General features: G+C 66.0%; 24 protein-coding genes. 10 read left to right on the forward strand and 14 right to left on the reverse strand.

Features of this window, described 5'->3' with window-relative positions:
• Nucleotide 1 precedes the first annotated feature (1 nt).
• Genes AAFN89_RS18615 through AAFN89_RS18635 form a run of 5 tightly spaced genes read right to left on the reverse strand, consistent with a single transcriptional unit; the run spans nt 2 to nt 6,652 of the window.
• Nucleotides 2-1,111, reverse strand: coding sequence for a glycosyltransferase (locus tag AAFN89_RS18615; protein ID WP_347540718.1), 1,110 nt, complete (start codon nt 1,109-1,111; stop codon nt 2-4).
• Between the two features lie 6 nt (nt 1,112-1,117).
• Nucleotides 1,118-2,236, reverse strand: a complete 1,119-nt coding sequence (locus tag AAFN89_RS18620) for a glycosyltransferase family 4 protein (protein WP_347540719.1) — start codon at nt 2,234-2,236, stop codon at nt 1,118-1,120.
• Nucleotides 2,218-3,513 (reverse strand): TIGR04295 family B12-binding domain-containing radical SAM protein, encoded by a 1,296-nt coding sequence (locus AAFN89_RS18625; protein WP_347540720.1) that lies wholly within the window; start codon nt 3,511-3,513, stop codon nt 2,218-2,220. The genes AAFN89_RS18620 and AAFN89_RS18625 overlap by 19 nt, the downstream gene beginning before the upstream one ends.
• Nucleotides 3,510-5,549 (reverse strand): NAD-dependent epimerase/dehydratase family protein, encoded by a 2,040-nt coding sequence (locus AAFN89_RS18630; protein WP_347540721.1) that lies wholly within the window; start codon nt 5,547-5,549, stop codon nt 3,510-3,512. Before AAFN89_RS18630 ends, AAFN89_RS18625 begins: the two co-directional genes overlap by 4 nt.
• A complete protein-coding gene (locus AAFN89_RS18635) occupies nt 5,546-6,652 on the reverse strand; it encodes an NAD-dependent epimerase/dehydratase family protein (RefSeq protein ID WP_347540722.1) in 1,107 nt (368 codons plus the stop codon). The genes AAFN89_RS18630 and AAFN89_RS18635 overlap by 4 nt, the downstream gene beginning before the upstream one ends.
• A gap of 216 nt (nt 6,653-6,868) precedes the next feature.
• Here AAFN89_RS18635 and AAFN89_RS18640 point away from each other — a divergent pair, with 216 nt between their 5' ends.
• On the forward strand, nt 6,869-7,927 hold the full coding sequence (locus AAFN89_RS18640; RefSeq protein ID WP_347540723.1) for a DNA topoisomerase IB: 1,059 nt from the start codon (nt 6,869-6,871) through the stop codon (nt 7,925-7,927).
• 67 nt (nt 7,928-7,994) lie between these two features.
• A complete protein-coding gene (locus tag AAFN89_RS18645) occupies nt 7,995-8,468 on the forward strand; it encodes a PRC-barrel domain-containing protein (RefSeq protein ID WP_347540724.1) in 474 nt (157 codons plus the stop codon).
• 62 nt (nt 8,469-8,530) lie between these two features.
• Here the strand turns inward: AAFN89_RS18645 and AAFN89_RS18650 are convergent, their stop codons facing one another.
• The 3 genes from AAFN89_RS18650 to AAFN89_RS18660 all read right to left on the reverse strand — a co-directional run bounded on the left by AAFN89_RS18650 (nt 8,531) and on the right by AAFN89_RS18660 (nt 10,756).
• Entirely contained in the window at nt 8,531-8,968 is a 438-nt protein-coding gene (locus AAFN89_RS18650) for a sigma-70 family RNA polymerase sigma factor (protein ID WP_347540725.1), read from the reverse strand.
• 372 nt (nt 8,969-9,340) lie between these two features.
• Entirely contained in the window at nt 9,341-10,192 is an 852-nt protein-coding gene (locus AAFN89_RS18655; protein WP_347540726.1) for an SDR family oxidoreductase, read from the reverse strand.
• Between the two features lie 45 nt (nt 10,193-10,237).
• On the reverse strand, nt 10,238-10,756 hold the full coding sequence (locus tag AAFN89_RS18660) for a ferritin-like domain-containing protein (protein WP_347540727.1): 519 nt from the start codon (nt 10,754-10,756) through the stop codon (nt 10,238-10,240).
• Between the two features lie 167 nt (nt 10,757-10,923).
• Here AAFN89_RS18660 and AAFN89_RS18665 point away from each other — a divergent pair, with 167 nt between their 5' ends.
• The 3 genes from AAFN89_RS18665 to ligD all read left to right on the forward strand — a co-directional run bounded on the left by AAFN89_RS18665 (nt 10,924) and on the right by ligD (nt 14,589).
• Nucleotides 10,924-11,184 (forward strand): hypothetical protein, encoded by a 261-nt coding sequence (locus AAFN89_RS18665; protein WP_347540728.1) that lies wholly within the window; start codon nt 10,924-10,926, stop codon nt 11,182-11,184.
• A gap of 75 nt (nt 11,185-11,259) precedes the next feature.
• Nucleotides 11,260-12,105: a Ku protein gene (locus AAFN89_RS18670; RefSeq protein WP_347540729.1), complete on the forward strand. Its 846-nt coding sequence runs from the start codon at nt 11,260-11,262 to the stop codon at nt 12,103-12,105.
• Between the two features lie 6 nt (nt 12,106-12,111).
• Nucleotides 12,112-14,589 carry a DNA ligase D gene (gene ligD, locus AAFN89_RS18675; protein ID WP_347540730.1) on the forward strand — a complete coding sequence of 826 codons (2,478 nt, stop codon included), beginning with the start codon at nt 12,112-12,114 and terminating at the stop codon, nt 14,587-14,589.
• A gap of 4 nt (nt 14,590-14,593) precedes the next feature.
• Here ligD and AAFN89_RS18680 read toward each other — a convergent pair whose 3' ends face one another.
• On the reverse strand, nt 14,594-15,409 hold the full coding sequence (locus tag AAFN89_RS18680) for a Ku protein (protein WP_347540731.1): 816 nt from the start codon (nt 15,407-15,409) through the stop codon (nt 14,594-14,596).
• A gap of 153 nt (nt 15,410-15,562) precedes the next feature.
• Between AAFN89_RS18680 and AAFN89_RS18685 the strand changes: the two genes are divergently transcribed.
• Genes AAFN89_RS18685 through AAFN89_RS18700 form a run of 4 tightly spaced genes read left to right on the forward strand, consistent with a single transcriptional unit; the run spans nt 15,563 to nt 18,420 of the window.
• The gene (locus AAFN89_RS18685) at nt 15,563-16,147 is read left to right on the forward strand and encodes a hypothetical protein (RefSeq protein WP_347540732.1); all 585 of its coding nucleotides are present in this window, start codon (nt 15,563-15,565) and stop codon (nt 16,145-16,147) included.
• Nucleotides 16,144-16,527, forward strand: coding sequence for a phage holin family protein (locus AAFN89_RS18690; RefSeq protein ID WP_347540733.1), 384 nt, complete (start codon nt 16,144-16,146; stop codon nt 16,525-16,527). Before AAFN89_RS18685 ends, AAFN89_RS18690 begins: the two co-directional genes overlap by 4 nt.
• The gene (locus AAFN89_RS18695) at nt 16,524-17,435 is read left to right on the forward strand and encodes a DUF3618 domain-containing protein (protein ID WP_347540734.1); all 912 of its coding nucleotides are present in this window, start codon (nt 16,524-16,526) and stop codon (nt 17,433-17,435) included. Before AAFN89_RS18690 ends, AAFN89_RS18695 begins: the two co-directional genes overlap by 4 nt.
• On the forward strand, nt 17,428-18,420 hold the full coding sequence (locus AAFN89_RS18700; RefSeq protein ID WP_347540735.1) for a YihY/virulence factor BrkB family protein: 993 nt from the start codon (nt 17,428-17,430) through the stop codon (nt 18,418-18,420). Before AAFN89_RS18695 ends, AAFN89_RS18700 begins: the two co-directional genes overlap by 8 nt.
• Before the next feature lie 35 nt (nt 18,421-18,455).
• On the opposite strand, the gene AAFN89_RS18705 is transcribed toward AAFN89_RS18700, so the two are convergent.
• The 4 genes from AAFN89_RS18705 to motA all read right to left on the reverse strand — a co-directional run bounded on the left by AAFN89_RS18705 (nt 18,456) and on the right by motA (nt 22,534).
• On the reverse strand, nt 18,456-19,568 hold the full coding sequence (locus AAFN89_RS18705; RefSeq protein ID WP_347540736.1) for a TRAP transporter substrate-binding protein: 1,113 nt from the start codon (nt 19,566-19,568) through the stop codon (nt 18,456-18,458).
• A gap of 179 nt (nt 19,569-19,747) precedes the next feature.
• Nucleotides 19,748-20,491 carry an arginyltransferase gene (locus AAFN89_RS18710; protein ID WP_347540737.1) on the reverse strand — a complete coding sequence of 248 codons (744 nt, stop codon included), beginning with the start codon at nt 20,489-20,491 and terminating at the stop codon, nt 19,748-19,750.
• A 96-nt stretch (nt 20,492-20,587) separates the two neighbouring features.
• Nucleotides 20,588-21,628 carry a flagellar motor protein MotB gene (locus AAFN89_RS18715; protein WP_347540738.1) on the reverse strand — a complete coding sequence of 347 codons (1,041 nt, stop codon included), beginning with the start codon at nt 21,626-21,628 and terminating at the stop codon, nt 20,588-20,590.
• Between the two features lie 42 nt (nt 21,629-21,670).
• Nucleotides 21,671-22,534, reverse strand: a complete 864-nt coding sequence (motA, locus tag AAFN89_RS18720; RefSeq protein ID WP_347540739.1) for a flagellar motor stator protein MotA — start codon at nt 22,532-22,534, stop codon at nt 21,671-21,673.
• Between the two features lie 182 nt (nt 22,535-22,716).
• Here motA and AAFN89_RS18725 point away from each other — a divergent pair, with 182 nt between their 5' ends.
• The gene (locus tag AAFN89_RS18725) at nt 22,717-23,232 is read left to right on the forward strand and encodes a flavin reductase family protein (RefSeq protein ID WP_347540740.1); all 516 of its coding nucleotides are present in this window, start codon (nt 22,717-22,719) and stop codon (nt 23,230-23,232) included.
• A 502-nt stretch (nt 23,233-23,734) separates the two neighbouring features.
• Here the strand turns inward: AAFN89_RS18725 and AAFN89_RS18730 are convergent.
• On the reverse strand, nt 23,735-24,952 hold the full coding sequence (locus AAFN89_RS18730) for a threonine ammonia-lyase (protein WP_347540741.1): 1,218 nt from the start codon (nt 24,950-24,952) through the stop codon (nt 23,735-23,737).
• Between the last annotated feature and the right edge of the window lie 5 nt (nt 24,953-24,957).

The raw sequence follows: 24,957 nt of genomic DNA on the forward strand, positions 1-24,957 counted from the left end.
CTCAGGCTGCTCCTGTTTTCAGGGAACCGGAAAGGGTGTGGACGATGTCGACCAGCTCCGCCGCGCGGTGTCCGCAAGTGTGCCGCGCGAGGATCGTCTCCAGCCCGTTCGCGGATACCTCCCGGCGAAGGTCGGGATCGGAGATGAGGTCGGCGAGGTGCAGTTCCATTTCGCCACCGGAGCGGGCGACCAGGTAATCCACGCCGGGCCGGAACAGCCCCTCGCTATCCTGCCAGGGCGCGCTGACCAGCGGAATGCCGCAGGCCAGCGCCTCGAACATCCGGATAGTCGGAATCCCCGGCAGCGTTTCGGCATAGAAGCGGCGGGGCACGTGGATGGTGGCGAGGTGATCCGCGAAGGTTTCGGGCGCGCGAACGTTCGGCAGCCATCCCCGGGGTCGTCCGCCCCGGTCGGCCAACGCCTTCAACGCATGGTCGGGATAGCGGACGCCGTGGACATCCAGGCGCACCCCGACCGCCGCGGCCGGATTCAGCAGGAAGGTCTCGATCTCAGAGGAACGTTCGCCGTCGCCCCAGTTCCCGATCCAGACGAGCCCGGCTTTCGCCCGCCCATCCGCTATGGGCTTGAAGAGGGTGATATCGGCCGCCTCGTGCCAGACGAAGACACGGTCGCCCCACCCATGGTCGCGATAGACCTCCGCCAGCGTCTCGCCGAAGGCGAGGATGCCGTCATAATCCTCCAGATTCAGGTTTCCGATCGCCTGAGGATCGCTCACCGCCCGGTGGTGGGTGTCGTGGAACAGCAGCCAGAACCGCCCGCCCTGCCGGCGGGCCCGCCCGATTTCCGCGATCAGCCGAGGCTCCGTCCATTCATGGACGATCACCACATCGGCCCTGTCGAGAGCGGCTTCGACATCGAAGTCGTCCCCATAGGAGATGGAGCGCAAATCGGGGAAGAACCGGCGGAACTCGGCTTCGCCGTCGGCTGAGGTTTCCGCCCGCATGTTGGCGCGGCTCCAGCCGTGCTCCGGCTCGAACGCCTCCACCGTATGGCCCTTCCGCAGCAACTGGCGAAGGACACCCCTGATGAAATGCGCGTTCCCGTGGTTCCAGCAGGAGACGAGGGAATGGGTGAAATAGGCAAAGCGCATCGTCGTCTACTCCGCCGCCATATGACGTTTGGCGAGAACCGCGCCATAGGCGTCCAGGGTTTCCGCCGTCATCCGCTCGCTGCCGTACCGGTCGGCGCGGGTGCGCGCGTCGGCGCCTCGGGACGCCAGCCCGTAGGGTTCGGCCAGTACATGCCTCAGCGCCCAGCCGATGGCGTCGGGGTCGTCCGGCGGCACGAAATAGGCCGCGCCACCCCACAATTCGCGGAAGGTGGGAATGTCCGACAGCACGAGCACGCATCCGGCCTGGGCCGCTTCCAGGACCGACAACCCGAACGGTTCATAGAGGGCGGTGGAGGCGTAGACCGAGGCCCTGTGATGCCAGCCCGTGACATCGGCATCGTTCAGGCGGCCCAGCAGCGTCAGGTGGGGCAGGGCGATCGATGCGCCGTGGGGGCCCTTGTCGCTGCCGGCGGCGAAGATCCGGAGATCGTGAAGGGCGGCCGCGTGGTCGAGCGCGATCATGTTCTTGCCCTCGTCCCACAACCTGCCGGCCGTGAAGATCAGCGCCTCCCGGCATACGGCCGCCGGATGCGCCGGCGTCCGGCCGTTGCGGATCGGGATCACCGGAATGTCGCTCCCGTAGGCCTCCGCCAGCGCCATGGCGAAACTGCGGGAAGGGGCGATGATCGCTTCGGCGGAGCGCATCCCGGCCGCCGTCTGCTCGACACGCCAGACGAAATCGGAAGGCATCGGCCCCTCCCGCATCGTCCGCCACCATGTGGCGAGGCAGGAATGGGCGGTGACGATCACCGGCGCGGGCCAACGGGTCGCCCCGGCCAGGGCGGGACTGTGGAGATGGATCAGATCGGCCTCTTCCCGCGCGGCGAGCGCGGACAGTGAGGCCGCCGACCGCTCGACATCGGCCGGCGTCGCGGCGGTCCAGTCCAGTTGGCCATCCAGCACGACCAGCGACAGCGTCTCGATCTCTCCGGCGCGGGCGATCAGATCATCGGCGGGCGAGGGGCCCAGCACGGCCAAAATCACGGCGATGCCGCGCCGGCTGAAGCCCTGGGCCAGTTCCAGAGAATATTGCCAGACTCCGCCGACGGCGTCGGCGCTCAGGAGAATGCGACGGGGCCTCCCCGTCATCGCGCCGGCAGGCATGCATCCTCCAGCTCGGGCAACGGGTGGGGCTGGGCGTCCTGTACGTCGCTGAAGCGGTCGAACTGCGCCAGATAGTAGGTGTGCGCGCGCTCCCAGGCGTAATCGTCGGGTTCGCCCCACAGCCGCCTGTAGTCCGGGGAACTGGGATAGGGGTAGAGCGGCACTGGATCGTTCGCCCAGACACCCTGTCCCTCCAGCCGCTTCCGCCATTCCGCGACGATCGCCGGGTCGTCGGCGTCCGTGGCGATCAGGTTGGCCTGGACGAATGGGATCTTCCGCCGCGCGCGGATCAGGAGGTCCGTCAGCTCCTCGGTCGTCATCCGGCACTTCTTCTGGAGAAGCGCCCGTCCTTCCTCGGTCAGGCTTTCCACCCCGGCCTCGACGGACACGCAGCCCGCCTCGCCCAGCAGGTCGATCATCTCCGGCTTCCAGAGGTCCAGCCGCGTCTGCACGCCGAAGGCGACATCGCGGTCCCGCAACACCTCCAGCAGGGGTTTCTGGGGCAGGAAGATCTCGTCGATGAAGTAGAGGTAGCGGACGCCTTGCTCCAGAAGCCCGTCTATCTCTCGCAGAAGGATCTCATGGTTCCGCCGCCGGTACTTGTCCCGGAAATCCAGCTTCGCGCAGAAGGAACAGGAATAGGGACAGCCGCGCGAGGCTTCCACCTCCGCGCCCGGCCCTTCGGGCTTCCTCTCGAACCGGTGATGGTGGTGGGCGTGCCGCGATATCCAGGATTCCGGCCAACTCAGGGCCGGCAGGTCGACGAAGCCGCAGGCGTTCAGCCCGCCGGTGAGGCGAAGCTCCCCATCCTCCAGCCAGGCGACGCCGTGAACGTCATGGGAAGACTCCGTCTCCGCCAGCGCAAGGATCGCCTCCTCGCACTCACCGCGCACCACCAACTCCACCCCCAGCTTGCGCAGGGTAGCCGCCGGGGTCGCCGAACCGTGGGGGCCGACGGCGACGGTGAACCCGCCGCGTCCGGATAGCGCCGTCACGATCTCCCTCGGAGCCCGAAGCTCCGGCTGCGCGCACCGCCAGAACAGGTAGGTGGGCGCCGTGACGATCACCGTCATGTCCGGCGCGAATGCCGCCACCCGGTCGGCCAGCGCGGTCGCCGGAATATTCTGTAGATGGCCGTCGACCAGCAGGGCTTCGTGGCCGTTCTGCTCCAAGAGGGCTTTGGCGTATCCCAGCTCCAGCGGGAGGTGCGGATCGCGGCAGCCGAAATAGATGCTGTTGGGGAAGCTCCAGGGTGGATTGACCAGGGCGACTTTCATCGTGCGATCTCCATGTCGGTATCGGCGGCGTTCCGCGGCGACGGCAGGACCGTCGCGCTCTCGCAGCTCATCCACCGGATGAGGTCGGGCAGACCCTCGCGCCAGCCTTTCGGCCGGCCGAGGCCGAGGGAGCCCATGGCGCGCCTGATGTCGGCGACGAAATAGCGCTGGTCCCCGGCCCGCCAGGGCAGGAACTCCAGATCAAGGTCGTAGCCGCAGATCCGCTCGATCTCGCCGATGATCTGGAGGAGGCTGACCGCGTTGTCCGGCCCGCCGCCCAGATTGAAGGCGCGGCCGCGTATGGCGGACATCCGGCGCCAGGCAGCCAGATAAGCCGCCACGGCGTCGTCCACATGCAGCACGTCGCGCACCTGATGCCCGTCCCCGAAGATGGAGATCGGGGATTGCGTCAGCGCCTGGCGCGCGAAATGGGCAACCCACCCCTGATCCTCGGTGCCGCGCTGCCGGGGGCCGTAGATGCAGCTCATCCTCAGGACGGCGGCCGGGATGCCGAAGCTGCGGACATAGTCCAGCACATACTGGTCGGCCGCCCCCTTGGAGCAGCCGTAAGGGGTGTGGAAGTCCAGCGGCCAGTTCTCGCCGATCCCGTGGGCTCGAAGGTCGGGGTCCGCCGGGCGGTAGGCACCGCCGGTCTCTTCCAGGACGATGTCTCCAAGGTCGCCATAGACCTTGTTGGTGCTGGCGAAGACCAGCGGCGGAGGCGTCCCACGTCGGCGCAGCGTCTCCAGCAGGCGGAGCGTGCCCTGGAGGTTGACCTCGAAATCCTCCACAGGGTCCAGGAGGCTCGATGTCACCGCGACCTGGGCTGCGAAATGGAAGACCGCTTCGGCGTCGGCCGCTGCGTCCGCCAGCGCGCCGTCGTCGCGGATGTCGGCGATCGCGACTGAGATCTTCGCCGGATGCCGTTGCTTCAGCCAGTCCAGATTGGCGTCCACGCCGGGCCGGGCGAGGGAGTCGTAGACCAGCACGTCCTTCCCGTCGCGCGCCAGCCGGTCGGCCAGGTTGGCGCCGATGAAGCCGGCCCCGCCCGTGACCAGGACGGGCGTCCGGCCGACAAGCGCGGGCTTGGGGACCGGGTGGCGGGCCACCTTCTCGACATTCTCCACACCGCCTTCGGACAAGAGGCGCGCCAGCAGCTTCGGCTGGCCTGTCGCGGTGTAGAGACCGAAATGATAATGGCGCTTATCGAAGTGCACGCCTTCCTGCACCGCCATGTCGGCGGGAAGATCCTCCAGCGCGTACCAATAGGTCCGGCCGACCTCCGTTCGCAGCAAATCCAGGAAGTTCCCGACCTGTTCGAACGGGTCGTTCCGCCAGGTGGAATAGCCGCTTTCGGTGATCCAGAAATCAAGGCCGGGATTATGGGCGCGGGCGGTCTGCTTCAGCTCCTGGAGCGTCCGCGACCAGCCGGGCCATGTCGCGTGTTCCGAATCCCAGGTTCCGGGAAAGCCGTGGACGCCCAGCACGTCCACCACGCCCAGCACCCCGCGCTCGCCCATCAGGTTCAGCCAGTTGGTGTCGTTGGGGCAGGGGCCACCCAGGACGACGGCGAAGCCCTTCTCCTGCGCCCAATGGGCGGCGGCCCCGATCATCTCGCAGAATTTCAGCCAATCGGGGTCGACCCGCCAATCCCAGTCCAGAAGGTTGTTCGGCTCGTTCCACAACTCGACCGTATCGAAATGCTCCCCATAGCGGTCGGTCACCTCGTCCAGGAAATCCGCGAAATCGCGGAGATTCCGCGGCGGTCCGGACGACCGCCCGGTTTCCGATAGGGAAGGGGGCGTGTAGTGAAGGCAGGGCAGCAGATCGACCGCCTCGCCCAGCCTCGGCAGCAGCCAGTCGTACCAGCCGCGCCCCTCGGGCGTGTGATAGTCGGCCCAGGAGACATGGGTCCGCAATCGCCCGACGCCGAGGTCGGAGAGATGGTCCAGGCAGCGCGTGACCCTGTCATGCTCGCCCGGCCTGAACCATTCCACGACGCCGAGATCGGGGTGCTTTCGCAGAGGGGGCTTCATGCGACCAGCCCCCTTGCTTCCAGCTCCTGCCGCGCTTCGGCGACGCGGTCCACCGCCTGCTGTTTCTCGACCCAGCCCACCAGCTCCGGAAGGCTGTCCTCCAGCGTGCGGCGGGGTGCGAAGCCCAGCCGGTCGCGGGCCTTGCCGATATCGGCGAAGCAGTGGCGGATGTCGCCGGTGCGCGCCTTGCCAAGGATGTCGGGCGTCAGGTCCGGCCGGCCCATGGCCGCCGCCAGCTTGGTCGCCACCTCCTCGACCGTCACGTCGATTCCGCTGCCGATGTTGAAGGTCTCTCCCGGCGCGTCTGGATGTTCCAGTGCCAGCGCGAAGGCCTGCGCCACATCCTCGACATGGACGAAGTCGCGCCTTTGCCGCCCATCCTCGAAGATGGCCGGGTTCTGCCCGTTCAGCAGCCGGGAGGCGAAGATCGCCAGCACGCCCGTATAGGGGTTGGACAGGGCCTGGCCGGGGCCGAACACGTTGAACAGCCTCAGCGCCACGCTTTCCATCCCGTAGGTCCGGCCGACGGTCATGGTCAGCTGCTCCTGGACGAACTTGGTCAGGGCGTAGACCGAAGCCAGTTTCGGCGCCTTCCATTCCGGCGTCGGCATGGGAGTCAATTCGCGGCCTTGCGCGTCGACCGGGTTCCAGCGTTTACCGCCCGCCGGCCGCTCCGCGTCGGCGACCGTATCGCCGCCTTCGGTGCGGTAGAGGCCCTCGCCATATATGCTCATCGATGATGCCACCACCAGCCGCCGGACCGGCCGCCGCGTCAGGGCCTGAAGCAGGACGGCGGTACCATGGTCGTTCACGGAGACATAGCGGTCGATCGCGTACATGCTCTGGCCGACGCCGACTTCCGCCGCCAGATGGATGACATGGTCGACATCCTGCAAGGCCACGGCGACGGTCGTGGCGTCACGAACGTCACCTTCCTTCACCTCGACCTCCCGCAGCACGGGATCGATGGCGGGACGCCCCGCGTGGACCTGATCGATCAGGCTGTCGAGGATCCTTATGTCATAGCCCCGATGGAGAAGGGCCCGCGCCACATGGCAGCCGATGAAACCGGCGCCTCCCGTAATCAAGACACGTGCCTTCATGCGTGGCGTCTCCATGTCAGTTTCGGTGTCCAGGCGCGGGTGGAACGGCGATGGCCGAATTGCGCGCCGCGGCAGTAGCGATGTGCTGACGGCCTCTAATAGGCGTTTTCAAAAAGGGTTCCTGATGCTGCCGCCGGGGGGCGGGAGGGCGGGCAGGAACCGGGCGGCCGGAGAAGTGTTAATCGCGCTGGCAATCCATGCGGCGGAGAGACCGAATTGAACGACGAGGCTGAGGCCGACCTTGCGCGGGATATCGATCAGGCCGGGCTGGTCCATGTGACCGACGAAGTGCCCGGGATCCGGCGCCGGCGCGCCGGCAAGGGCTTTTCCTACCGCGACGATTCCGGAAACCTTATCGGGGACAGGGAAGTCCTGAAGCGCATCAAGACGCTGGCCATCCCACCCGCCTGGCGGGAGGTGTGGATCTGCGTGGATCCGGCCGGCCATCTCCAGGCGTCGGGCAGGGACGACAGGGGGCGGAAGCAGTATCGCTACCATCCTCGCTGGCGGGTCGTGCGGGATGAATCGAAGTTCCATCGGCTGCTCGACTTCGCGCGCACCCTGCCGCGCATCCGCCGCCGCGTGGCCGCAGATCTGCGCCGGCCGGGATTGCAGAGGGAAAGGGTGCTCGCCGCCATCGTCCGCCTTCTGGAGACGACGCTGATAAGGGTCGGCAATCTGGACTATGAGAAGGAGAACAAGAGCCACGGCCTCACCACGCTGAAACGCCGCCACGTCTCGACCCGGGCCGACCATCTGCGCTTCCGGTTCAAGGGCAAGTCCGGCAAGGAATGGAACCTCCAGGTCGATGACCGCCGGGTCGCCAGGGTGATCCGGACCTGCCAGGACCTGCCGGGGCAGCACCTGTTCCGGTACCGGGACGAAAGCGGCGACTACCGGGAGGTCACCTCGACGGACGTGAACGATTATCTCAGGGAGATTTCCGGCGGCCCCTTCACCGCCAAGGATTTCCGGACCTGGGCCGGGACCGTCGCGGCGCTCGCCGCCCTGTCGCGCGCCGAAATCGCGACAACCGCCGCGCAGGCCAAGCGCATCGTGCGGGCGACGGTGACGGAGATCGCGGCCCAGCTTCGCAACACGCCGACGATCTGCCGGCAATGCTACATCCATCCCACCATCGTCGATTGCTTCATGACGGGCTCCCTCCTTGACGATCTGGAGGCCGTGCGCCGCCGCTCGACGGACGCCCCGAAAGGGCTGCGCGCGGTGGAGACGGATGCCTTCGTCCTGCTTCGGTTCCGTTCGGACCGGTAGCGGGAACCGATTCCTCCACGGCCTGTTCCCGCCAGCAGGTTCACAAGGATAAGAAGGGAGAGAGATCATGGATCGCAAGACCCTGCTCGCCATCGCTGCCTGCATGCTGTTCCCGACTGCGGCCTGGGCGCAGGACACGGGCGGTTCCTCGGTGGAGGGTACCCAGGCGGACGAGGACACGACGCCCCAGATGGAGGCTGCGCCCGACCCCCAGACCTCGACGCCCACGCTTGATGACGAACCGGCGGCGGACGTCCAGGCGATGGCAGGCGACAGCCTCTACGCTTCCGATCTGATCGGCACCTCGATCGTCCAGGATGACGGCACGGAGATCGGTGAGATTTCAGACGTGCTGCTCAGCCGAGGGTCGGAGAATGTGAAGGAGGTGATCGTCGATGTCGGGGGCTTCCTCGGCATGGGCGAAAAGACGGTCGGCATCGCGATGGACCAGCTTGAGGGCCCGACTGAGGAAGGAACCTTCATGACATCGATGACGCGGGAGGAACTGGAGCAGCTTCCTGAGATGGAAACGCCTGAATAGGTTTCATCCTTTCGGAAAAATGACGGCCCGGCATTCCGATGCCGGGCCGTTTTCCTGTGATGTCAGTTCACCGCGAAACGCTCCCGCAGCGAATGCCGGGCCCGGGAGAGGCGGGAGCGCACGGTGCCGATCGGCAGGTCCAGCCGTTCCGCGGCGTCGACATAGGAGACGCCGTCGACCGCGACCATGCTGATGATCTGCCTCTGATCGTCCGGCAGGTTGGAAACCTCCTGCTTCAGCAGCAGCAGGGCCAGATGGCTCTCCTGGTTGCCGTTCATCTGCACCGGATGGTCCTCGATCGGGCGGTCGTCTATCAGCGGGCGGCTATGGGCGCGGGTGCGCTGTCCCAGATAGATGTTCAGCATCACCTTGCGCAGCCATGCGCCCAGATTGGTCCCGGGCTGCCAAAGGTGAAGTTTCTGCATCGCCCTCAGCAACGTATCCTGGACCAGGTCTTCCGATTCGGCCGATCGCGTCAGGTAACGGGCATAACGGCGCAAGCGCGGCATCTCCAGGCAAAGCTGCCGCTGCGTCCTCTCCAATTGAGCGGGCGAAGGGGAAGGCCGCTGGTCGATGTTGTGATTCATAGGAGCACTCCTCGAATCTAGGCCGAAGGATAGGGTTCGCTTCCGCACTTGAATCGGGCAGGAAGCGTTATCTCGGAAATTTTCGGACTGTGTACGAAGGCCTCTATTGAGCGCCTTTACTGTCCCATGATCACAAAACAAGCCGCCAAAAACGGTGTTCCGAGCGAATTTCAGTTACGGAGCCGGAATTTTATCTTCCGGATAGTTGTGGAAGTCTCTGCGCCCACATAAGAGCGGCGACGCCTCGGGCGCCGCCGCTGAACAGTCGGGTGGAGGGCTTTCCGATCAGGAACTGACGATGGTCCCGCCATTGGGGTGAAGCACCTGGCCGCTCATGTAGGAGGCGTCCTCGCTCGCCAGGAAGACGTAGCAGGGCGCCACCTCGTTCGGCTGGCCCGCCCGCTTCATGGGCGCGCTGGAGCCGTGCGCCGCCACCCGTTCCTCGTCGAACGAAGCCGGTATCAGCGGGGTCCAGATCGGGCCCGGCGCGACGCCGTTCACCCGTATGCCCCTTTCGATCAGATTTTGGGACAGGGAGCGGGTGAAGGCGACGATCGCCCCCCGCGTGGCGCTGTAGTCCAGAAGGGCTGGGCTGCCCTTATAGGCGGTGATGGAAGTCGTGTTGATGATCGACGATCCTTCCTTCAGGTGCGGAAGCACCGCCTTGGCCAAATAGAAATAGCCGAAGACGTTGGTGCGGAAGGTCCGCTCCAACTGCTCGGCCTCCAGCTCCTCAAGCCGCTTCTCCGTATGCTGCTCGGCGGCGTTGTTGACCAGGATGTCGATCCGTCCGAACCGGTCGACGGTCTTCCCGACGGCCTCCCGGCAGAACGCTTCGTACCCGACGTCGCCGCGCAGCAGCAGGGCTTCGCTGCCTTCCTCCTCGACCATCTGGCGGGACCGTTCCGCGTCCTTGTCCTCCTCCAGATAGATGATCGCGATTTTGGCGCCCTCGCGGGCCATCGCCAGGGCGGTGGCGCGGCCGATGCCGCTGTCGCCGCCGGAGACGATGGCCACCCGGTCCTTCAATTTTCCCGATCCGGGATATCGGGGAAGGCAGTCGGGCTCGGGGTGCATTTGATACTGCCGGCCCGGCTGTCTCTCCTGCCGCTGTTCAGGCTGAAGCTGCCCTGACATTCTCTCGTTCCTCCTGATCCTGGATCGGAAAGGCGGGACCCCGGCCTATGCGGCGCGGGCCTCGCCATGCGCCTTCCGCGCGGCCGCCTGGTTGATCTTGGCGCTCAGCTTGTTCAGCTTCTCGTCCGCGGCGCGTTCCTCCTCCAGCGTCTCCGCCAGCGTCTTGGCGACATCCTCATGGCCCATCGCCTTGGCCCAGGCGCAGAGCGTGCCGTATCCGGCGATCTCGTAATGCTCGACCTTCTGGGCGGCGCCGACCAGCGCCGCGTCCATGGCGTCGGCGTCGAGATCCTCTTCCATGATCTCCTTAGCCTCGGAAACCAGCCCCTCCATCGCCTCGCATTTCTTGCCGCGCGCGCGGGCGTTGGTGTCCAGCATCTCGAACACCTTATCCAGCCGCTCGATATGGCCGCGCGTCTCTTCCAGATGGTGCTCGAAGGCCGATTTCAGTTCCTGGCTGGACGCCTTGCGCGCCATCTTCGGCAGCGCCTTCGTGATCTGGGTTTCAGCGCTGTAGATGTCGCGCAATTCGTCCAGCATCATCTTGTGCAGGTTACGGGTCATCGGAGCATTCCTTTCCAGTTCCATCGATGACGAAAGCTCATCGGCGGTCGACGCTTTCGCCTTCCGGAACGCCCTAACAGGACACGCCCGGCCGGAGTTCCCGCCTGCGGGGAACCATTACGCAGCGAGATCTATTCAAAAACCGCTTCTGGAAATGGCGGTGGATCATGACGATGAATGACGAACGCAAGGCGCGCGGCGGTGGGCCGGCACCCCTCGGAGCGGACGACGAGGCGGCCGGCGCCGCCCCCTTCCAGACGGAGGACGAGCTCCGGCGGCAGCGGCGGGAGGTCGCCGACGCCTCCACGCCCGCCTCCTACACGGACCTCTGGCGCCGCAGCAAGGGTCTCATCCTGGCGCTTGTCCTGGTGGCGGTGCTGGTGGTGATCTTCCTGATGACGACGATCGGCGGACCTCCGCCTGAATGATCTCCGTTGTCCGTCTCAGGGGAACGACCCCGCTCGTGCGCGTGTTGCTCCTGTGAACGGAAACGGAGCATTCCCTTGGCACCGCGCTCGCAATGGAAGGGATTCCTGAAGGTCGCCGAACTGACCTGCCCGATCGGGCTGTTCACGGCCGCTTCGACCTCCGAACGCGTCTCCTTCCACACCATCAACGCCGCCACGGGACACCGGGTCCGGCGGGAATTCATCGATGAGGAGACGGGCAAGCCGGTCGAGAAGGACGATCAGGTGAAGGGCTTTGAGGTCGGCGACGACGACTATGTCGTTCTTGAGCCGGAGGAAATCGCCGAGGCCGTCCCCGAAAGCGACAAGACGCTGGAGATCGAGGCCTTCATCGCCTGCCCGGATGTCGATGACGTCTATTTTGACCGCCCTTATTATCTGGCGCCCACCAACAAGGCGGCGGAGCAGGCCTATGGCGTCATCCGTGAGGCGATGCGGAAGAAGCAGGTGGCGGCGCTGGCGCGGACCGTCCTGTTCAGGCGCGTCCGCACGGTCCTGATCCGGGCGCATGATTGCGGCCTGGTCGCGACCACCCTCAATTTCGATTACGAGGTCCGGTCGGCGAAGGAGGCGTTCTCCGACATCCCCGACATGAAGATAAAGGGCGAGATGCTGGAGCTTGCCGAGCACATCATCGACACCAAGAGCGGAACCTTCGACCCCACCGCCTTCGACGATCGCTACGAAGCGGCGTTGGTCGAGCTGGTGAAGGCGAAAGCCGAGGGTCGCAAGCCGAAGGCGAGGAAGGCCCAGCCTTCGGAGAAGGTGGTCGACCTCATGGAAGCCCTCAGGAAAAGCGCGGGCAAGGACGCGAAATCTGCAAAAAAGGGACGGAGCCGAAAGAAAGCGGCCTCCGCGCCCTCCCGCCGCAAGGCCGGATGATCGCCCATGGCGCTTGAGACCTACCGCAAGAAACGCCGGTTCGGCGAGACGAAGGAACCGAAGGGCTCCCGTGCGCGGAAGATCGGCGACAGCTTCGTCGTCCAGAAGCATGACGCGCGGCGGCTGCACTACGATCTGCGGCTGGAGATGGACGGCGTGCTGAAAAGCTGGGCCGTGACCAGGGGCCCCAGCCTGGTGCCCGGAGAGAAGCGCCTGGCCGTCCATGTGGAGGATCATCCGCTGGACTATGGCGGTTTCGAGGGAACCATCCCCGAAGGAAATTACGGCGCGGGGTCGGTCATCGTCTGGGACAAGGGCCGGTGGAATCCCATCGGCGACCCGCACAAATCCTACGCCAAGGGCAAGCTGGATTTCGAACTCCATGGGGAGAAGCTGGCTGGACGCTGGCATCTGGTGCGGATGCGCGGAAAGCCGCGCGAGAAGAAGGAGAACTGGCTGCTCATCAAGGGCGACGATGACGAAAGCCGGGACGCCGACGACCCTGACATCCTTGAGGAACGGCCGGAATCGGTGAAGACCGGCCGGAAGGTGGAGGAGGTCGGGGAGGACCGGCCCCCGAAGAAGAAGCGCAAAACCTCCAGCCCCGCCCGCGAAAAGCCGAAGCTCGCACGGGCGAAGAAGGCGGCGCTGCCGGAATTCGTGGAGCCGGAGATGGCGACCCTGGTCCGCAAGTCGCCCTCCGGCGGCCAATGGATCCATGAGATCAAGTTCGACGGCTACCGCATCCAGGCCCGAGTCGAGAACGGCAAGGTGAAGCTGCTGACCCGCAGCGGGCTCGACTGGACGACGAAGTTCGGCAAGGAACTGCCGGCCGCCTTCCGGAAGCTTCCGGTCGACAGCGCGCTCGTGGATGGCGAGGTGGTGGTCGAGCGGGAGAACGGCGCGTCCGACTTCTCCGCCTTGCAGGCCGCCCTCAGCGAGGGACGGACCGACCGTTTCGTCTTCTACGCCTTCGACCTGCTCTATCTCGACGGCCGGGATCTGCGGCGGGCGGGCCTGCTGGACCGCAAGCGGGCGTTGGAGGGCCTGCTGCCGGAGATTCCGGGGATCATCCGCTACAGCGAGCATTTCGATCAGGATGGCGAAACCATCCTGCGCCATGCCTGCCGGCTCAGCCTCGAAGGAATGGTGTCGAAGAAGCGCGACGCCCCCTACCGCTCCGGCCGCGGCAAGGATTGGGTGAAGTCCAAATGCATGGAGCGGCAGGAATTCGTCATCGGCGGCTATGTTCCGTCCACCGTCTCCGACAAGGCGATCGGCTCTCTGGCGCTGGGTTATTACAAGGATGGCGAGTTGCAGCATGTCGGCCGCGTCGGCACGGGCTTCAGCGCCGCCCTGGCGCGGGATCTCTTCAAGAGGCTGTCCGCCCTCAAGGTCAAGACCAGCCCCTTCGACGTCAAGCTGAGCGCGGAGGCGGCCCGGAACCTCCGGTTCGTTGAGCCGACCCAGGTCGCGGAGGTGGAGTTCCGGGGCTGGACGGCCGACGGCAATCTGCGACAGGCGTCCTTCCGGGGATTGCGGGACGACAAGCCGGCGACGGAGATCGTGCGGGAGGATATGGCGACGGAGACGAAGGCGGCAAAGCGGCCGGCGGTGAAACTCACCCATCCCGATCGAATCTACTGGCCCGATGCCGGCGTCACCAAGGAAGGGCTCGCCGACTATTATGTGGAGATGTGGCCCTGGATCGCCCCGTTCGTCGTCGGGCGGCCGTTGTCGCTCGTCCGTTGCCCCGGCGGCGTCACCGGCCAGTGCTTCTTCCAGAAGCACGCCTGGAAGGGGCTGAACAAGGCGATCCGAACCGTGCCGGACCCGGCGGACAAGGATGGCGAGCAGATGCTGGTCATCGACGATCTGGCCGGGCTGATCGGCCTCGTCCAGGCCGGCGTGCTGGAAATCCATCCCTGGGGATCGTCGCTCGCCGCGCTTGAGAAGCCGGACATGGTGATCTTCGATCTTGATCCGGGGCCGGGCATCGAATGGCTCGACCTGATCTCCGCTTCCTTCGCCGTGCGGGATCATCTCAGCGATCTCGGGATGAAGAGCTTCGTCAAGACCTCCGGCGGCAAAGGCTTGCACGTCTCCGTCCCGCTGGAGCCGAAGGCCGACTGGACGGAAGTCAAGGCGTTCGCGAAGGGCGTGGCCGACGCCATGGCCGCCGACGATCCCGGCCGCTACGTCTCCACCGTCACCAAGTCGAAGCGGCGCGGGAAAATCTTCATCGACTATCTCAGGAATTCGCGCGGCCAGACGGCGGTCGCGCCTTACTCCACCCGATCCCGCCCCGGCGCGCCCGTCTCGATGCCGCTGGAATGGGATGAGCTGGATGAGAATATCGGGCCTTCCTATTTCACCGTCGCCAACGCGGTGACGCGCCAGGCCAATCTGGGCCGGCCGCCCTGGGAGGATTTCCAGAAGGCCGCCGCTCCTCTGCCCAAAAAGAAGCGCCAGAAGAAACGCTGACGCCTCAGCGCTTCTTTCTGGTCTTCGACCCCTCCGCCGCAAGGCTCTTCTTGAGCGCATCCATGATGTTGATGACGTTGCTCGGCCGCTCCTCGGCGGGTTCCTCTTCCTTCTTCTTCCGCCGTTTCTTGCCCTTGCGCTTGGAATCGATGATCTCCAGCAGGCGGTCCTGGACCGGGTCGCTCACCATGGCGGGGTCCCATGGTTTGGACCTATCCTCGATCAGGGAGACGGCGAGGGAGAGCAGTTTGGATTCCACCTTCTTGGGTTCGATCTCGCCGAAATAATTCTTCGGCTCCCGCACCTCGTCGCCATAGCGAAGCGTCCACAGGACGATGCCATTGTCCCTCGGGGCCAGCATCACCGCGCGCTCCCGCCGATAGAGGACGATCCGGGATATCCCGACCGTCTTCGTCGCTCTCATGGCGTCCCGGATGACGGAGAAGGCCTCTTCTCCCACCGTGTCGTCCGGCATCAGGTAGTGGGGCTTGTCGTACCAGAGCCATTCGATCGAATCCTCAGGCACGAACATCTCGATATCGATCGTCCGTACGCTCTCCAGCGCCACGTCCTCCAACTCGTCATCGGTCAGGATGACGTATTCGTCCTCGCCGGTCTCATAGCCCTTGACCTCGTCATCCTCGTCGACCGGCTTGCCGGTCACGCTGTCGACATAGCGGCTTCGGATCCGGTTGCCGGTGGCCCGGTTCAGCGTATGGAACCTGACCTTCTCCGATTCTCCGGTCGCCGGCATCATGGCGACGGGGCAGGTCACCAGCGACAGCTTCAGATATCCCTTCCAGAAGGCCCGCGGCGCCATCGGCGGCTCCTTTTTCTTTCCCTTTCCAGAATGATCCTGCCCGCGAAGGGGTTCCCGCGGCGTGCCGGGAACTATTGATCGGCAAAGCTATTCTCCGGTTCCACGAGGGTCGATGAAGGTCGACCGCGACAGCGTGAACGGAGGGCTTCGAGGATGAGCGACATATCGCGGGAACCGGATCCCGGAACGACAGGCGGCTCGACATCTACCGGGCGAAAATCCACCACATCGAAGATCAAGGCCGAAGCGAAGGCCCAGGGCGGCGAGTTCGCCCAGGACATGAAGCATCAGGCCGGCGATTTCGCGGACGAACAGAAGGAGAGGGGAGCCCGGCAGATCGACAATTTCGCGAAAGCCATCGACAGGGCCGCCGACGAGTTGGAGCATTCCTCCCCCTACGCCGCGAAATATGCGCGGGAGGCGGCGCATTCGGTCGATGGCATGTCCAGGACTCTTCGGGACAGGGGGATCGGCGACCTGATCGGCGGCGTCGACAATTTCGCCCGGCGTCAGCCACTGGCCTTCTTCGGCGCGGCGGTGGCCGTCGGAATTGGCCTGTCGCGCTTCCTGAAAAGCACGCGGCCTCTCCCGGACGACGATCTCTATGAGGGAGAGGAGGGCTACCACCGCTCCGCGTCCCGCGAGAGATGGCCGGAAGACCCCGAAACCACGAGTTCGGACGCCGGGAAGACCGCCGGGAAATCTGACGACATCCAATCGCAAGGAGCCGGGATATGAGCGAACGGTCCTTTCCTGAATTGCTGGGCGGCCTTGTCGAGGATCTGACGCGCCTCTTCCGCCAGGAGATCACCCTGGCCCGGACGGAGGTGTCGGAGAAGATCGACCAGGCGACCCACGCCATAGTCGGTATGCTTGCCGGGGCGATCCTGTTGCTCGCGGCGCTGCTGGTCCTCCTTCAGGCGCTGGTGGCGGGGCTGGTCGAGGCCGGAATCCCCGTCGGATGGGCTTCTCTGGCCGTGGGCATCGTGGTGGCGATCATCGGGTTCTTCCTGATGCGCAAGGGCATGAGCGACATCAGCGCCACGAGGCTGACTCCCCGGAAGACGATCGACCAGCTGCACCGCGACACGTCCGTAGCGAAGGAACAGGTACGATGACACACGACCACACCAGATCGAGCGCGGAGATCGAGCGCGAGGTCGAGCGGACCCGTGAGCAGGTCAGCCACACGCTCGACGAGTTGCGCCTCCGCATGTCGCCGGGGCAGCTGATCGACCAGGCGCTGGACTATGCCAAGGATTCCGGCGGTGCGGAGTTCGGGCGGAATCTGGGCCGGTCGGTCCGGGACAATCCGCTGCCCATTCTGCTCATCGGCGCCGGCGTCGGCTGGCTGATGGCATCCGGCCGGCGGCCGGAGCATTACGCCGCAAGCGACTATGACCGGACGGCCTATGAAAGCGAGGCTGGCGCTGGACGCGATTCCCGCGTCGCCTCCATGGCGGGTAAGGCGGGTTCGGCCGCCGCCGGAGCTTCCCACAAGGCGGGAAGCGCGTTGCATGGCGTCGGTCATGCATCGGCGTCGGCCGGAAGGCGGGCGCGGGAACTTTCCCACGACGCGCGCGACGGCGTGACCCGCGCCGGCTCCCAGGCCTGGAGCGGCCTGAACCATATGGCGGAGGAGCAACCCCTGATGCTCGGCGCCATCGGGCTCGCCGTAGGGGCCGCCATTGGCGCGGCGCTGCCCTCGACGCGGACGGAGGACCGTTTCATGGGCCGCGGCAGCGACGCTGTGAAGGACCGCGCGATGGACAAGGCGGGGGAGAAGCTGGGCGAAGCAGCGGAGACGGCGGAGGATACCTATCACCAGGTGACCGACGACATGAAGAAGCGCGGTTATTCGAAGGAATCCGCCGGCGAGGCGCTGGGAGAGGCCGCCAGGACGGTCAAGACGAACGTCACGGGCAAGAAGGACCGTGAGGACCGTGACCAGGATCTCCCTCCTTCCTCTCCGCCATCGACTGCCGCACCCGACAAGACGACCCCCCGCCCGACAACCGGTGCCTGACGACGATCGCGACGCCGATCGGCGAGGGCGGCAGGCGACGGGGCCGGGCCAGATTCGGCTGCGGGGATGGAAGGATATCCTCAAGCGGACTTTCGGCCAGATCCTCTCCGATCGGGTTCTGGCCGTGGCGGCGGGCGTGACCTTCTTCGGGTTGCTCGCCATCTTCCCTGCGGTGACGGTGCTGGTGTCGATCTACGGCCTGTTCGCCAACGGCGCGGCGGTGGCGGATCATCTCAACGCTCTCGCCGGCGTGCTGCCGGCCGACGCCGTCAATCTGATGGGGGAGCAGATGCGGCGGATCGCCAGCCAGCCCCGGTCGTCGCTGGGCGTCGGATTCGTGGTCGGGCTGGCGCTGGCGCTCTGGAGCGCCAATGGCGGGATGAAGGCGCTCTTCGACGCGCTGAACGTTGCCTATCGGGAGAAGGAGAAGCGGTCCTTCATCCGGCTCAACCTCATCACGCTGGGGTTTACCCTGTCGGCGATCCTGCTTCTGATCGTGCTGATCGGCGCGGTCGTGGTGCTGCCGGTCGTCCTGGCCTTCCTGCCCTTCGACAGGGCCGTCGACATGGCCATCAGGCTCGCTCGCTGGCCCGTCCTGCTTCTCGGTATGAGCTTCTGCCTTGGAATCCTCTATCGCTACGGCCCATCGCGCCAAAGGGCTCGGTGGCAATGGATCACGCCGGGCAGCATTGTCGCCGTCCTGGTCTGGCTTGTCGCCTCGATCGGCTTCTCCTGGTACGTCGCCAATTTCGGCTCATACAACGAAACCTACGGCTCGCTGGGAGCCGTGGTCGGGTTCATGATTTGGATGTGGATCTCCGTCGCGATCATCCTCATCGGCGCGGAGCTCAATGCCGAGAGCGAGCATCAGACACGGCGGGATTCGACGACCGGGCCGGAACGGCCGATGGGCGAGCGTGGTGCCGTGATGGCCGATACGCTGGGCGAGACCGCGAATGAAAAAGCCCCTCCGCCCGGCCGCTAGAGCGGAGGACGAAGGGGCCGCTTCCGATTACCCTATCAGAGGTAGTCGTAGTCCAGTTCGCGGGCCTGCATGTAGCCCTGCTCGGAAAGCTTGTTGTACTCCATCAGCGTGTTGCGCGCGGTGATGAAGCTGTCCACGACCTTCTTGGTCAGTTCGTCTCCGGAATCGCGGACCTCCGCCAGCACCTGGCCGGCGGCGTTGCCCGCGGCGATGATGATCTCGTCGGAGAAACGGCGGACGGTGACGCCGTGCTCCTCGACCAGGGTCTTCAGCGCGGCCGGGTTCCGGGCGTTGAACTCCGCCATCGTCTGCTCGTAGTCGGCCTGGCAGGCGTACTCCACGATCTTCTGGAGGTCGGTCGGCAGTTCCTCGTATATCGCCTTGTTGACCACGCATTCGGTGGCCAGGCCCGGCTCGTTGAAGCTGGGCCAGTAGTAGTTCTTGGCGACCTGGAAGAAGCCCAGCGCCAGGTCGTTATAGGGGCCGACGAACTCCGCGGCGTCCAGCGCGCCGGACTGCAGCGCGGGGAAGATCTCGCCGCCCGGCAGGTTGACCACGGTGATGCCCAGCGCCTTCCACACGTCGCCGCCAAGGCCCGGGGTGCGGAACTTCAGGCCGTTCAGGTCGGCGACCGTGTTGACCTCGTTCCGGAACCAGCCGCCGGCCTGCACGCCGGTCTGGCCGGACAGGAAGCCCTTGACGCCGAACTGGCCATAGACCTCGTCCCAGACTTCCTGGCCACCCAGATAGCGCATCCAGGCGCTGATCTCCGTGGCGGTCATGCCGAAGGGCACGCCGGTGAAGAAGTTCAGTGCGCGGGACTTGTTCTGCCAGTAATAGGCCGCGCCGTGCAGCATGTCGGCGGTGCCGCTGATGACCGCGTCGATCGATTCGAACGCCGGGACCATCTCGCCCGCCGCATAGACGCGGATGGTCAGCCGGCCGCCGGACATCTCGGTGATCTTGGTGGCGATGCGCTCCGCGCTGACGCCCAGGCCGGGGAAGTTCTTCGGCCAGGTCGTGACCATCCGCCACTCGATATTGCCCTGGGCTATGGCCGGCTTGGGGAAGCTGGATGCGCCGGCGGCGGTGGCGGCGATGCCGCCCAGCGCGGCGCCCTTCAGAAACTTGCGACGTTCAACGGCCAATTAACGATCCTCCCTGCGGGTATATAAGGCGGGCGGCCCTCTGATGTCCCGCTTCGCCTGATTGGATTGAAAGCTCCGCCTGTCCCGTCTCGTCGGGGTCCGGCAGACTTCGGGATTTCTTATACAGACGGAGGAAGGGAAAGCAACGACAAGGGACTGATCGTGCGGCGGAAATTGCGCTAACCGGCATCCTCGCTGGGCGAAAGTGTCCGCCAGCCTTTGGCCGTCAGCGCCTCCAGGGGCCGGAACCGCGCCTTGTAGGCCATCTTGCGGCTCTCCCCGATCCAGTAGCCCAGATAGACATGGGCCAGCCCCTTCTCCCGCGCCCGCTCCGCCAGCGCCAGGATCATGAAGGTGCCGGTCCCGCGTTCGGGGGAGGCCGGGTCGAAGAAGCTGTAGATCGCGGAATAGCCGTCATCCAGCCGGTCGACCAGGATAGCCCCTTCCAGCCCGCCGTCGTCCCGCCGGAATTCCAGCAGGATGGCGGCGGCCGCGCCTTCCTCGATCATGGTGGCGAAATCCGCGGCGGTCATCCGGGCCATGTCGCTGTCGGCGTGGCGCGATTGCTCATAGGCCAGGAACAGCCGGTAGAGCTCCTCCGTCGCCCGCGCCGGGCGCTCGATCACGGCAAGGTCGCCATTGGCGGCGATGCAGCGCCGCATGGAGCGGGAAGGGGAGAACCGTTCGACGGGGATCCGCACCGGAACGCAGGCGTCGCAGCCGGAGCAGACGGGCCGGTACAGCACGTCGTGGCTGCGCCGGAACCCGGCCCGCGTCAGCAGGGAGTTGAGCGCCGCCGCATCGTCCCCCGCCAGCCGCGTGAACAGCTTCCGCTCCACCCGGTCCGACAGGTAGGGGCAGGGCATGGGGGCCGACCGGTGAAACTGGTGAAGGCCGGCGGCGGTGGATTTGATGACGGACATGACGCCCGCATCATGTAACGGCTTTCCCGCCTTGTCAGCAGTCCGCTGTCAGCGCCGGATGCCGACCGACACCGATCTGGGGATTTCAGGGGCTCGTCAGTCGACCGCCGAAGCGCGCTTCTGGAGCGGTTCGATGATTCCCGCCGCGCCCGCCGGCAGCGGCGCTTCGCGCAGCAGGACGATGGAGATGCGCCGGTTCTGCGGGCTTTCCGGGGCGTCGGGGAACAGATGGTCGGTGTCCGCCTTGCCGACGACGGTCGAGATCCTGTCCTCCCCCACGCCGGCGTCGATCAGCGCGCGGCGGCTGGAATTCGCCCGGTCGGTGGACAGCTCCCAATTGTCGTAGGCCGCGCCGTCGCTGTAGGGGGTGCTGTCGGTATGGCCGGCGATCGACAGCTTCTGGGGCAGCTGATCGATCGCCTGGGCGACCAGCCCGATGAGTTGCCGCGTGCGGTCGAACATCTGGGCGCTGCCGATCGGGAACATGGAGTAGCGCTCCTGGTCCACGATCTGGATACGCAGGCCCTCGGGCGTCTGGTCGATGATCAGGTTCTGGGCCAGCGGGGCCAGTTCGGGGATCGACTGGATCGCCTGCTGCAACTCCTCCGCCACCGCTTCGAACTGCGCCTGCTCGTGGGCGGCGAGCGCCTGTTGAGCCTGCTCAAGCTCCGTCTCGGTGAACTGGGCGGAATTCAGCGGCTCGCCGTCGGCATCCATGCCGCCCTCATTCTCCCGCCGTTCGCCGCTGGCGGCGGCGTCGGTGAACTCGTAGGACGCGCCCTCGTCGATGGTGCGGCTGTCCGCCACCGGCTCGGGCCGGCCCGGCAGGCTCTGGTCGAGGCTGAAGCGGGAGGAGGGGGAGGTGAGGGCGCCGGGGCTGGCGACCGTGGTGCCGCCCAGCACGCCGCCCGCGCCGCTGGTCGTCTGCGCGATGTTGGCCGGGTCGAAATAGTCCGCGATACCGTCCTTCTGCTCGTCCGTCGTGACGTTCAGCAGCCACAGCAGAAGGAAGAACGCCATCATCGCCGTCACGAAATCGGCATAGGCGACCTTCCACGCGCCGCCATGATGATGGCCGTGGGCGGCCTTCCTCTTCTTCTTGATGATGATGATCGGCTGGTCGTTCGTAACGGCCACGGCTCTGGAACTCCTGTCCGACGGCTATCGGCTGTTGGGCGGCTATTGGGCGGCGGGCAGCGCGCCCGTCGTCTCTTCGACCTCGTAGAAATCCGGACGCTCGTCGGAGAACAGCATCTTCCGCGCGAACTCCACCGACACGGCGGGCGCGTAGCCGTGCAGATGGGCCAGCAGGCCGGCCTTCATGCACTGGAAGTACTTGTTCTCCGAATCGTACATCGCCTTGAGGTTGTTGGCGATCGGGCCGACGAAGCCGTAGGCCAGCCAGACGCCAAGAAACGTGCCGACCAGCGCGCCGCCGATCAGCCTGCCCAGCACTTCCGGCGGCTCCGTGATCGAGCCCATCGTCTTGATGACGCCCAGCACGGCCGCGACGATCCCCAGCGCCGGCAGCGTGTCGGCCACCGTCTGGAAGGCGTTGGCGACCTGGTAGCTCTCGGCGTGATGGGTTTCGATCTCCTCGTCCATCAGCGCTTCCAGCGTGTGCGGGTCCTCGGTCCCCAGCGACATCAGTCGCAGATAGTCGCGCAGGAACGTCATCGCGTGATGGTTCTTGTAGACGTTGGGGAACTGCTGGAAGAGGCTGCTTTCCTCCGGCCGCTCGATATGCTGCTCCAGCGCCAGCATGCCCTTCGTCTTCGCCAGCTTGAAGATCATGTAGAGCAGGCTGAGAAGCTCCAGGTAATCCTGCTTCTTGTAGCGCTTGCCCGTGAACGCCTGGCCCAGGGCCGCACCGGTCTTCTTCAGCACCGGCGCGGGATTGGCCAGGATATAGCCGCCCAGCGCCGCGCCGCAGATGATGACCACCTCGAAAGGCTGCCATAGCACGGAAAGGTGGCCGCCCATCGCGGCGTAGCCGCCGAAGGTGCAGAGGACCACGGTTATGGAGCCGGCGATGAACAGCATGGACGGTTGCTACCTGCGGTGGCGTTCACGGGGGGCGTTGTCAGTCGATGGGAGAATCGACGATTTTCGTTAAGAACAGGTTTAAGGAGGCGGCCTCCAGGGGCATCGGGGCTTGCCAGAAACGGCTCCAGCCCGCATGTGTTGGCGGTCGCGCCTCAACCGCAGCCGGTCGCCCCTGTCGCATGTCCCATCCCCACGCCCCAAGCTCTTCCGATCCCCTTGACCAGCGGGCGTTCCGTGACGCGATGGGCCGGTTCGTCACCGGCGTCGCGGTGGCGACCACGATCGGCGCGGACGGCGTGCCGCTGGGCGTCACCATCAACTCCTTCACATCGGTCTCGCTCGACCCGCCGCTGGTGCTGTTCTGCCTGGAGCGGCGGGCGCGGAGCCTTCCCGCCTTCCTCGACGCCGGCTGTTTCGCGGTCAACCTGCTGGCCGCCGACCAGCGCTCGCTGTCGGTGCGTTTCGCGCGGGACGCGGCGGACTGGAAGGGCGTGGCCCATTCACGCTGGATGACCGGCGCGCCGGTGCTGGACGGCGTGGTGGCGGCCTGCGATTGCACCCTGGAAACCACCTTCGACGGCGGCGACCACCTGATCCTGGTCGGCCGCGTCCACCGCATCGACGCCGCCCCGGACCGCGAGCCCCTGGTCTACCACCGCGGCCGCTACGCCCGAGTGGACGCCCCGCTGTTCTGAGGCGGAAACCAACTCCCCCTCACCCTCCCGCTTCGCGGGTCCCTCCCTCTCCCATGAGGGGAGAGGGCTTTTTTCCTGATGTCGGCTTTTGTGGGCTTTTGTCGGCTTTTCGTTCCCCACCACCGTCATGCCGGACCCCGATCCGGCATCCATGGGACGTCGATGACGGGCAGGGTCGGATCCAGGTCTTCGCCGCCGGCGCGGCGTCTCCGGCCTATGGATTCTGGCCTTCGCCAGAATGACCAATTGGGGTGGGGTTCGCTTTCCCAGCGTCATCATTTAAGGAGCGAGACTCCCATACAGGAATAATATCCTGTATCGATTGCGCTGTCACGCGATCTTCGCGGCGAGTTGCGCTCGCGTCGACGCGCCGCTGTTCTGAGGCTGCGGCCAGCCCCTCACCCTCCCGCTTCGCGGGTCCCTCCCTCTCCCCAAAGGGGCGAGGGTGAGTTGGTAGCCCTCGCCCCTTTGGGGAGAGGGTTGGGTGAGGGGTGGTTGGTTCTCAGCCGATCGCGCTCGCCGTCTCGGTGGGGAAGCCGTCCTCCTCCAGCGCGGCGATGATCTTCTCGACATGCGGGCGGTCCTTCGTCTCCACCATCACGTCCACGTCGATGCTCTTGACCGGCACCTCGAACATCAGCCGCTGGTGGTAGACCTCCACGATATTGCCGCCCTTGCGGCCGATGATCGCCGCCAGCCGGCCCAGCGCGCCGGGCCGGTCGTCGATGCGGATGCGCAGCCGGACAAGCTGGCTGTCGCGCACCAGCCCGCGCATCAGGATGGAGGCGATCATGCGGGGGTCGATGTTGCCGCCGCAGATCACCACGCCCACATTGCGGCCGGCGAAGCGTTCGGGCGCGCTCAGCACGGCCGCGATTCCGGCCGCCCCGGCCCCTTCCGCCACGACCTTCTGGATCGTGATCAGCATGTGGACCGCGCGCTCCAGCGCCGTTTCGTCGACCAGCAGGATGTCGTCGACCAGGTCGCGGACGATCTCCCGCGTGATCAGCCCCGGCTTCTTCACCGCAATGCCTTCGGCCAGCGTCGAGCCGCCATAGCTGCCCGCCCGCCCGGCCAGCACGTCGTTCATCGAAGGATAGGCCGCCGCCTCCACGCCGGTGATGCGGATGCCCGGCTTCAAGGCCCTGGCCGCCACGGCGATGCCGGCGATCAGCCCGCCGCCGCCGATCGGCACCACCAGATCGTCAAGATCCGCCACCGCCGCCAGCATCTCCAGCGCGATCGTGCCCTGGCCGGCGATGATCGCGGGATCATCATAGGGATGGATCAGCGTCAGGTCCTTCTCCGCCGCCAGTGCCTCGGCATGGGCCTGCGCCTCGCTCAGGCTCTCCCCCTCCAGCACCACCGTCGCGCCGTACCCTTCCGTCCGGGCGACCTTGGTGAAGGGCGTGATGCTAGGCATGACGATGGTCGCCGGGATGCCCAGCCGCGTCGCATGGTAGGCCACCCCCTGGGCATGGTTGCCGGCGGACATGGCGATGACGCCGCGCCGCCGCTCGTCGGGGTCAAGCTGCTTCAGCTTGTTCAGCGCCCCGCGATCCTTGAACGACCCGGTATGCTGCTGGTTCTCCAGCTTCAGATGAAGCCGGCAGCCCAACTCGGCGGAGAGAAGAGGGGCGGAGACGGTGGGCGTCGGCGGTATCTCTCCGGCCAGGCTGGCGGCTGCCACGCGGACGTCGTCCAGGGTGATCCGGGTCATCGGGC

It is taken from the genome of Inquilinus sp. CAU 1745, assembly GCF_039839375.1.
GTDB lineage: Bacteria > Pseudomonadota > Alphaproteobacteria > DSM-16000 > Inquilinaceae > JBDOQU01.